Genomic DNA, 8,573 nt, shown 5'->3' with positions numbered 1-8,573 from the left:
AGAACGCGCGCCTGTATACCATGATCACCGGCAAGCAGCCGGAGAACATGGACGAGTACCGCGAGGCGATGATCCGCGAAAAGCGGCTCGTCTACGCCCTGTCGATCGAGCGCTGGTACCCCTCGGTCGACTGAGCGGCGCCCGACCCGTTGGACGCCGACCCGTTGGACCCGTTGCCCGGGACGGCGGCATCCTGTGCCGGGGCCTGGGCCTGCTCGGCGGCGTCCAGCAGTTCCGCGATGGACTTCTCCAGCCCTTCCGCGACCACGCCGACGTCGGGCAGGGCGTCGAAGTCCGCGATCAGGCCGAAGCCCATCTGTCCCGCGTAGGACATCACCGCGATCCCCAGCGCCTGGTTGGCGGCCAGCGGCGCCATGGGGAACAGGTCCTCGAGACGGCGTCCGGTGGAGAACAGAGCGAACTGGGGACCGGGGACGTTGGTGACGAGCAGGTTGAAGAACCGCTGCGCCGACTGCAGCCGAGCGGCCTGGGCCAGGATCGTCGGGGGCGCGAACCCCGTCAGCTGCGTGATCATCTCGGCCCCCACGACCTGCCGGGACTCCTTCAGCCCCTTCATCGCATTGGTGACGGCTTGCAGCCTCCTCGCCGGGTCCGGCTCGTAGACCGGCAGCGGCGCGACCAGCGCCGACACCCTGTTGCCCAGCGCCCCCTGCTCGTGGTCGGCCCTGACCGACACCGGGACCATGGCCCGCAGCTCCAGCCCCCGGACGTCGATGTTGCGGTGCTGCAGGAACCTGCGCAGCGCGCCGGTGACCACAGTGAGGACCACGTCGTTGACGGTGCCGCCCAGGTTGTTCTTGATCGACTTGAAGTCGGCTAGCGAGGCCCGGACGTACTCAAAGCGGCGGTGCGGTCCGATCGGGACGTTCAGGGGCGTCGCGGGGGCCGGGTTCATTCCCGCCCAGGCGAGCGCGCCGATGCCCGCGAGGGCCTCGGAGACCGAACGCGCGAGCCTGCGTGGCGTCCGCGCCGTCGCGCGCAGGCCCCGGACGATCTCGGCCGGCTCGGTCAGCCGCTCGATGATCGCGTCGGACAGCAGCTGGGCCTGGGTTGGCTCGGGCTGCGGCGTCCAGGGTTCGGCGGGAGCGTCGTGAGGTTCGGGGGTGGCGTCCAGGAGCACCGCCGTGATGTCCGCTCCCGAGATTCCGTCGATCATGCAGTGGTGGGTCTTGGCGATCTGCGCAAAGCGGTTGCCCGCCAGGCCGTCCACCAGCCAGATCTCCCACAGGGGCCTGGAGCGGTCCAGCTGCTGGGACATCAGCCGTCCGGCCAGCTTCTTCAGCTGCTCCTCGGTCCCCGGGGCGGGCAGGGCCGTGTGGCGGACGTGGTACTCGAGGTTGAAGTGCGGGTCGTCTACCCAGACCGGCCGTCCCTGGTTGAACGGGACGCATGCCAGTTTCTGGCGGAACCTCGGGACGAGGTGGAGGCGGCTCTGCAGCGAGTCCAGCGTCTGGCGGTAGTCGGCGGCCCCGTCGAAGACCATCACCGAGGCGACGTGCATGTGCGTGTTGGGCCCCTCGAGGTGCAGGAACGTGGCGTCCGCCGGCGTCAGCCGCTTGGTGCCCATGGTGTCCCTCCGTGGTATTCGATCGACAAGCGTGCCTCCGGAGGCCTGGGTATCGCAACCGGTGGCGACGGGTCTGAGCGCAGCGGCCGGGGGATATGCTCGGAAGACGATGGCGGAGCAGGACGATTTCGAGCTTCTGCGCAAGGCCGAGCGCGCTCTTTCCGAGATCGACCGGACCCAGGGCCTGATCGACCGCCACGCCGACGTTCTGGCCGCGTTGCGGATCCGGATAGAGGGAGCGCCCCGCAAGTCCCTGGACGACCTCATCGCCGCCACGGGCGAGATCGAAGGCAGGCGGGGCAAGGAGCTGGACCGCCGGCTCCGCGATGGGGCGCCCGAGCCAGGCCGCCCGGACCTGTCGGACCTGCTCACCGGCGACGAGGGGCCGCGTGCCGACGTCGGTGACCTGCTGGCCAAGGAACAGAAGAGCAAGAAGACCCTTGACGACCTGTTGGGCTAGGCCCTTCCGCGGGCGGAGGGCTCTTTGCCTCGTGGGGGCCGCGATCGCCATCGCCGCGTCTGCCGCGGTGGGCGCGGGGGCCCAGGAGAACAAGGACGTGGCCATCGCCGACAGCGTCTTTAAGCCGGGGAAGGTGGAGCTGTCCGCTCCCGGCGGGACCGTGACCTGGCGATACGAGGTGGGAGCCGCCGCAACGCACACCGTGACCAGCCAGCCCGCCACCGCCGAGACGTTCAAGTCGCCGCGAATGGGTCCCGGCCCCACTTCGAACTCCTTCACCCACACGTTCGGAAAGGCCGGCACCTTCACCTATTACTGCGAAATCCACGGGACTCCCAACGGCGCCCCGGAGGCCGGCACCTGCGGCATGTGCGGGACAGTTGTCGTCCGGGGGCAGTCCGGGGGCGGGGGCGGAGGAGGAGGCGGACCCTCCGCCACGGCCCGCATCGGCACCCCCACTCCGAGGGTCACGCCCACCGCAACGCCGAGGAAGTCGTCCGGCCCGCTGCGGCCGGGACAGACGCCCGAGATCGCTCTGCCGCCGCTGGAGACTCCGTCGGTCACACCCGAGCTGGCGGGGCCCTCGCCGTCGCCCACGCAGGGCGCGGCTCAGGCGCGGTCGGCCCCAGGCGGTGGCGGCGGGTCCGGACGCGCGGCCGCGATAGGGCTTGCTTTCGTCTCCGTGGCCGGCGCCGGCGCCCTGGCATGGACGAGGCTGCGGGGCCCGTCGGGGGGAGCTTGATGAGGCTGGGCCTGTCCCTCGGTTATGCCGGTCCGCGGATCGAGGACAAGACGCACCTGGCCAAGCTCGCCGACGACCTCGGTTTCCACTCGATGTGGACGGCCGAGGCCTACGGCAGCGACGCCGTCACCACGCTCACGTGGATGGGTGCGCACACCTCCAGGATTCACCTCGGGACCGCGATCATGCAGATGTCCGGCCGCACCCCCGCCATGACGGCGATGACCGCCGCCACGCTCGACGCTCTGTCCGGGGGGCGGTTTTTGTGCGGGATAGGGCTGTCCGGCCCCCAGGTGGTCGAGGGGTGGCACGGCCAGCCGTACGCGAGCCCGCTGGCCAGGACGCGTGAGTACGTCCAGATCCTGCGGGCCGCGTGGCGCCGGGAAAAGCCCCTGGAGCACGCCGGGCCGCACTACCCGATCCCGTACCCGGACGGGACGGGACTGGCCAAGCCGCTGAAGATGATCCTTCATCCCCGTCCGGACATCCCGATCTATCTAGCCGCCATCGGACCGAAGAACGTGGCGCTGGCGGCGGAGGTCGCCGACGGGTTCATCCCCGCGTTCTTCACGCCATACCGGCAGGACGCCTTTTTGCCCAGTCTTCAGGAGGGGTTCGGCAAGCGGGACTCGTCCCTGCGCCCGGCTACGGACTTCGACTTCGTGGCGTCCTGCCCTGTGGTGCTCACCGACGACGTCCGGGCCGGCCTGGACTCCGTGAAGCCGGCCCTGGCTCTGTACGTGGGCGGCATGGGGGCGCGCGGTCGGAACTTCTACAACGACCTGGCGGTCCGGTACGGGTTCGAGCGGGAGGCGGCGGCGATCCAGGACGCCTTTTTGTCCGGTGACAAGCTGGGCGCCATCGGTCTGGTCCCGGACGAGTTCGCCGACGAGACGGCGCTGGTTGGGCCGGCGGACCGCATCCGCGACCGGTTCGGAGCCTGGCGCGATAGCCGCGTCACGACCATGCTTCTTTCGACAAAGGACGAGGCCGCTCTGCGGCTCATGGCGGAGGTGTCGGCATGAGGATCTGGTACAAGCCCGGCTGAACGGGCTGCGGGAAGGCGCGGGAGTTTCTCGCGCATGCAAACGTGCGGGTCGAGGAGCGCGACATTGTCGCCTTCCCTCCGACCCGGCGGGACATCGAGCAGCTGGCGACCCGGGCGGGCGGCCCGCTTCACCTGGTGAGGCCCAGCCGACGCGACGAGGTGCAGGACATCCGCGGCGAGGCCTTGCTCGCGTGGCTCGTGGAGGACCCCAGCCGGATGGTCAGGCCCATCATCGAGACCGAGGACGACCTTCTGCTCGGATTCGAGGACGACGTCCGAGAGCGGCTGGAGAAGCTCACGGGGTAGTGCCCAGCGAGCGCCTCCGGAGCTCTCGCGCCACGACCGACACGTCGGCGTCGCCATCTCCGGCGGTCATGGCGGCGTCCTCGACGGCCGCGAGCAGCGAGGAGAGCGGCATCTCGACCCCCGCGGCGGCCGCCTCCTCGAGCGCTATCCGCAGGTCCTTGCGGTGCAGAGCCAGCCGGAACCCGAGCGGGTAGTCGTCGCGCAGCATGTTGGCGCTGCGGTTCTCGAGCACCCAGGACCGGCAGGCGCCGTGGCTGATGGCCTCGATCACGGCCTCCATGTCCAGTCCGGCCCGGAGACCGAGAAGGATCCCTTCCGCGACGGCCAGGTAGGTGCCCCCGACGATGACCTGGTTTACCGCCTTGGTGAGCTGTCCGGATCCGAGGGGGCCGACGTGGGTGACGGTGGACGCCATGGCCTCCAGGACGGGGCGGGCTTTCTCAACGTCCTGCGGCGAGCCCCCGGCCATGACGGCAAGCGTCCCGCGCTCGGCCCCCTCCGAGCCGCCGGACACCGGCGCGTCCACGAGCCCGACGCCCAGACCGGACAGGCGCCGGCCGAACTCCCGGGTGGCCGCGGGTGAGATCGTGGACATGTCCACCACGACCGCTCCCGCGGTGGCGCCTTCGGCCACGCCGTGGGGGCCGAACAGGACCTCCTCCACGTCCGGGGTGTCGGAGACCATCACGACCACGACCCCGGCCCCGGACGCCGCCCCCGCGGGTGTTTCGGCTCTCCGGGCGCCTCCGGACGTCAGCGGCTCCTCGCGGTCACGGGTCCGGTTGTGGACCGAGAGGGAGAAGCCGTGGTCGAGCAGGCGACGGGCCATCCGGGAGCCCATCGTCCCGAGGCCCACGAAGCCCACCCTCACTCCCGCGCGCGATTCGCCATCCATCGCCAGAAGGAAACCAGATGCGGGGGCCGAATGGCTGGTGTGACCGAATCACCAACCAGGAGGCAAGTCATGTCGATGTTCCGCAGGCTGCTGTGTTCTGCAGCCGCTATCGCAGTCGCCGCATCGATCGCACCCGTAGCGGCGACCCCAGCGCAGGCCGCCAACTGCCCCGGGGAAATCATCGTGTTCACCTACGTGAGCTTCCCGCTGCCGGACAACCCGAGCGGGCGTCAGTGGACTCCGAGCGCGACCTACAACCCGCAGGTCTTCGGGTGCGCGGCGTCCCCCGACTTCGAGTTCAACACTGCGCTCATCTATCCCGGTGCGCAGCGCGTCAGCTCTCGCCTCAAGGCCGGAGCCGCCGGCACCTACTGCTTCAGCGGGCTGCTGAATGTGTGCAGCACAGCGACGGTTCGCGAGGGGACGGTCCCGGGGACCCAGTACACCGAGAGCGACACTCTCGTGATCGATCCGACGTCGGTAGGGTGCCTCACCGCCTCATTCGACAACCGCGGCCACATCGAGTACTGCACAGCCACGGAGCTTCGCCCGTAGGGCGGTTCTGGTCTGGCTTCCCAGGAGCGGGGCGCCGTGCGGCGCCCCGCTCCTTTCTCTTCCGCTGGCATCGATGCAGGAACGGGGGGCCTTGCGTCGAACCAGTTCCCACAGTTCCGATCAGGAGGCACGTTGATCCGATTCGTCCGGTTGCTCGTAGCGATGGCCGTGGCCGCGGGGGTTCTGGCTGCGGCGGCCCCCGCTCGGGCCCACGACTGCGCTGCCGACACCTGGGTTTTCAGCTACTACGCGTCCGACATCCCGGGTGGACCGTCGCCCTACGACCGGACGCCGACCGCCTCCGTCACGCCCCACATCGTCGGGTGCGCCGGGGGGCCGGCCGAAGTCCACCACAACACCGACATCATCTACCCGGGGTCGACCTTCATCAGTTCTCTTCTCCTCGAAGGCACCTCCAGGAGGTACTGCTTCGATGGGGACCTCGCGGACCGCTGCGGAGCCGCCAAGCTGATCCTCTTCACCGACTATCACGAGAGCGACCTCGTGGCGGTGAACCCCGCGGCGCTGGGCTGCGTCAGGGCGTGGTTCGAAGGCCACGCGCCCGTCGTCTACTGCACTGCCGACTCGCTGGCGCCGTAGGTGCCGGAGACAGTCCAGGAGATTCCCAAGCATCAGCCGTCAACAGCAGGAGGAAGCACATGACAGCAGCTCGTCGTCTGGCAGTGGCATTGGTCGGGACCGCTCTGTTCGCCGGTCTCTCCGTCGTTGGGGGAGCGACGCCGGCCTCGGCCGCTGACTGTGACCCCGACACCATCGTGTTCAGCTCGACGGGGGTTCTCGTTGACAGCCCGGGTGTCGAAGGACTTCCCGAGCCCGTCGGGTCGGAGGTCGAGCCCCAGCCGCGGTTGGTCGGCATCCCCCTCACGACGGACTGGGGTCAGTTCGGCTGCTTGGCGTCGCCGGATGCCGAGTTCAACACCAGGACCATCAATGCCGTGTCGACGCACGTCCGGTCGCGGCTGACCCGAAGCGTTGGAAGCGCCCCCTGGTACCGCTTCCATGGCGTCGTCAATGGCGAGGGTCAGGCCTCCCTGAAGGAGGGCCTGGTCCCAGGAACCTTCTTCGCTGAGAGCCCGCGGATCGCGATTGACCCGGCAATGGTCGGTTGCTTCACCGCCTCGTTCGACGGTTACCGGGGGACGGAGTACTGCACGATCTCGCACCTCACCCCGTAGACCTGCACTTTTGGAGAGCGGGGCGCCCGCTTCGGGCGCCCCGCTCTTTTCGGTCCAGACAAGTCGCGTCCCGAACCGACCGCCAGGGAGCGCGACCAGACGGGGGTCCGGAGCGGGGTTGACTCAGGCGGTTTTCTCGTGTGATCCGGCAGGAAATCGGGCTTCGGGTGGCGAATCATCCGAGAGTCGGTACGAGGAATCAGAAGGAGGAGTAGATGTCGATTCGTCGCAGCTTGGGGTGCCTCGCAGTTGCAGCAGGCATCCTTGTTGGACTACTGCCGGTTGTCGGCGGCACCGCTCAGGCGGGCCAGTGTGACCCGGAGGTCTACGTGTTCTCGCAGACAGGGGTGTTCCTGCCCCAGCCGATCGATGACCCCCGTGGCGGTCAGATCACCTCGCTCGGCAACCCGAGCATTACCTCGAACTTCTTCGGTTGTGCGGCTTCTCCCGACTTCGAGGCGAACACTAACCTCGTGTACCCCGGCGCCACTCTGATCAGCTCCCGTTTCCTTACGGGGGCCGCCAGCACCTGGTGCTTCTCGGGCCTGCTCAACGAATGCGGCCCGGCCAGCGTCCAGGAGGGAGGCGTCCCCGGCACCTTCTACACCGAGAGTGGTCGAAAGGCTCTCGACCCCACGCGCGTCGGTTGCGTCACCGCGTCGTTCGACAACCGTGGCCACGTCGACTACTGCACGCTCGAGTCACTTCGCCCGTAAGCAGGTATTCGGAGAAGGCGGGGCCCTCGCGGTCCCGCCTCTTCGTTTTGCATGAGTTCGATGAGGGCAGGGACGACCACTTGTCCACGGTCCGCCGGGTGATGGGGCGTGGCCCTTGCAGGAAATTGGCGCAGAGGCGCGAATGAGGTTCATAACGTTCAATCGCCCCAAGGAGGGAGCATGTCGATCAGCAAGCGCTTGGCAGCACTGGCTGTCGCGGCGGGAATTCTCGCCGGGCTCGCACCCGTTGTCGGTTCACCGGTTCAGGCCGCGCAGTGCGACGCCACGGTCATTGTTTTCACTCAGACCGGAACCTTTCTCCCCGGAGGTCTGACGGACCCTCGCAACGGAAGGAACTCGATCGCCAACCCGACCTACGACTCGGCAGCGATCGGGTGCCAGACGTCGCCGGACGCCGAGTTCAACACGGCGCTCGTCTACCCGGGAGCCAACCTCATCCAGTCGAGACTGACCTCCGGTGAGGCGAGCGGGTACTGCTTCGACGGGATTGTCGGCCACTGCGGCCCCGCCGCACTGTACGCCGGGACCCTCGCCAACTACTACGAGAGCGAGCGCATCGCGCTGGACCCCACAGGCATCGGCTGCCTTCGGGCTTGGTTCAACACGAGCGCTCCGGTCGAGTACTGCACCGTGACCCACGCCTCACCGTAGACCCGCTTCACCAAAGAGGGCGGGGCCCCCGTGGCCCCGCCTCTTTCTTTGGGGCACGTGTCGGTCCTGTGACGGGGAAGGACTTTGGACCGGTGCGCCGAAGTCTGGAGCAATAGCTGCCAGTCGTAGAGGCAAAGGAGGAAGTGCTCATGGGATTCAGCCGTATCGCCCGATTCCTGGTGGCGGGGGCCGTGGTGGCGGGGGTTGCCCCGCTCTCGCCCGCTCCGGCTCAGGCCGCGAACTGTGACGCCACAGTCGTCGTCTTCACGCAGACGTCGGTCGATCTGCCGGAAGGCGTCAAGAACCCCCGTAACGGCCAGGACAACCTCGCCAACCCGACGTTGGACTCCCGTGGTTTCGGATGCACACTGTCCCCCGACTTCGAGGCCAACACG

General features: G+C 68.6%; 12 protein-coding genes. 10 read left to right on the top strand and 2 right to left on the bottom strand.

Annotated elements, in window-relative coordinates:
- Positions 1–91: 91 nt before the first annotated feature.
- Positions 92–1,588: a wax ester/triacylglycerol synthase family O-acyltransferase gene (locus VNE62_06625; GenBank protein ID HVE91956.1), complete on the bottom strand. Its 1,497-nt coding sequence runs from the start codon at positions 1,586–1,588 to the stop codon at positions 92–94.
- A 109-nt stretch (positions 1,589–1,697) separates the two neighbouring features.
- On the opposite strand from VNE62_06625, the gene VNE62_06620 reads away from it, so the two are divergent.
- From VNE62_06620 to VNE62_06605, 4 genes are all read left to right on the top strand, one after another.
- A complete protein-coding gene (locus VNE62_06620; GenBank protein ID HVE91955.1) occupies positions 1,698–2,048 on the top strand; it encodes a hypothetical protein in 351 nt (116 codons plus the stop codon).
- Between the two features lie 31 nt (positions 2,049–2,079).
- Positions 2,080–2,790 (top strand): hypothetical protein, encoded by a 711-nt coding sequence (locus VNE62_06615; protein ID HVE91954.1) that lies wholly within the window; start codon positions 2,080–2,082, stop codon positions 2,788–2,790.
- A complete protein-coding gene (locus VNE62_06610; GenBank protein ID HVE91953.1) occupies positions 2,790–3,815 on the top strand; it encodes an LLM class F420-dependent oxidoreductase in 1,026 nt (341 codons plus the stop codon). The genes VNE62_06615 and VNE62_06610 overlap by 1 nt, the downstream gene beginning before the upstream one ends.
- Positions 3,816–3,880: 65 nt before the next feature.
- Entirely contained in the window at positions 3,881–4,144 is a 264-nt protein-coding gene (locus VNE62_06605) for a hypothetical protein (GenBank protein ID HVE91952.1), read from the top strand.
- On the opposite strand, the gene VNE62_06600 is transcribed toward VNE62_06605, so the two are convergent.
- Positions 4,134–5,039, bottom strand: coding sequence for an NAD(P)-dependent oxidoreductase (locus VNE62_06600; GenBank protein HVE91951.1), 906 nt, complete (start codon positions 5,037–5,039; stop codon positions 4,134–4,136). The genes VNE62_06605 and VNE62_06600 overlap by 11 nt on opposite strands.
- Before the next feature lie 69 nt (positions 5,040–5,108).
- On the opposite strand from VNE62_06600, the gene VNE62_06595 reads away from it, so the two are divergent.
- The 6 genes from VNE62_06595 to VNE62_06570 form a co-directional block, all read left to right on the top strand.
- Positions 5,109–5,594: a hypothetical protein gene (locus VNE62_06595; GenBank protein ID HVE91950.1), complete on the top strand. Its 486-nt coding sequence runs from the start codon at positions 5,109–5,111 to the stop codon at positions 5,592–5,594.
- A 132-nt stretch (positions 5,595–5,726) separates the two neighbouring features.
- Positions 5,727–6,194, top strand: coding sequence for a hypothetical protein (locus VNE62_06590; protein HVE91949.1), 468 nt, complete (start codon positions 5,727–5,729; stop codon positions 6,192–6,194).
- Between the two features lie 59 nt (positions 6,195–6,253).
- A complete protein-coding gene (locus VNE62_06585) occupies positions 6,254–6,790 on the top strand; it encodes a hypothetical protein (protein ID HVE91948.1) in 537 nt (178 codons plus the stop codon).
- Between the two features lie 215 nt (positions 6,791–7,005).
- Complete coding sequence (locus VNE62_06580) at positions 7,006–7,506, top strand: hypothetical protein (GenBank protein HVE91947.1); 501 nt, start codon at positions 7,006–7,008, stop codon at positions 7,504–7,506.
- Positions 7,507–7,686: 180 nt separating this feature from the next.
- Positions 7,687–8,178 carry a hypothetical protein gene (locus VNE62_06575; GenBank protein HVE91946.1) on the top strand — a complete coding sequence of 164 codons (492 nt, stop codon included), beginning with the start codon at positions 7,687–7,689 and terminating at the stop codon, positions 8,176–8,178.
- 149 nt (positions 8,179–8,327) lie between these two features.
- A partial coding sequence (locus VNE62_06570; GenBank protein ID HVE91945.1) for a hypothetical protein occupies positions 8,328–8,573 on the top strand: 246 nt, incomplete at its 3' end.

This window comes from Actinomycetota bacterium (assembly GCA_035536535.1).
Taxonomy (GTDB): domain Bacteria; phylum Actinomycetota; class JAICYB01; order JAICYB01; family JAICYB01; genus DATLNZ01.
The sequence above is the reverse complement of the archived record's forward strand: the minus strand, read 5'-3'. Positions and strand labels throughout refer to the sequence as shown.

Coding starts and splice junctions, on each gene's coding strand:
- VNE62_06625 (HVE91956.1), bottom strand. CDS start 1,588: ATGGGCACCAAGCGGCTGACGCCGGCGGACGCCACGTTCCTGCACCTC.
- VNE62_06620 (HVE91955.1), top strand. CDS start 1,698: ATGGCGGAGCAGGACGATTTCGAGCTTCTGCGCAAGGCCGAGCGCGCT.
- VNE62_06610 (HVE91953.1), top strand. CDS start 2,790: ATGAGGCTGGGCCTGTCCCTCGGTTATGCCGGTCCGCGGATCGAGGAC.
- VNE62_06600 (HVE91951.1), bottom strand. CDS start 5,039: ATGGATGGCGAATCGCGCGCGGGAGTGAGGGTGGGCTTCGTGGGCCTC.
- VNE62_06595 (HVE91950.1), top strand. CDS start 5,109: ATGTCGATGTTCCGCAGGCTGCTGTGTTCTGCAGCCGCTATCGCAGTC.
- VNE62_06585 (HVE91948.1), top strand. CDS start 6,254: ATGACAGCAGCTCGTCGTCTGGCAGTGGCATTGGTCGGGACCGCTCTG.
- VNE62_06580 (HVE91947.1), top strand. CDS start 7,006: ATGTCGATTCGTCGCAGCTTGGGGTGCCTCGCAGTTGCAGCAGGCATC.
- VNE62_06575 (HVE91946.1), top strand. CDS start 7,687: ATGTCGATCAGCAAGCGCTTGGCAGCACTGGCTGTCGCGGCGGGAATT.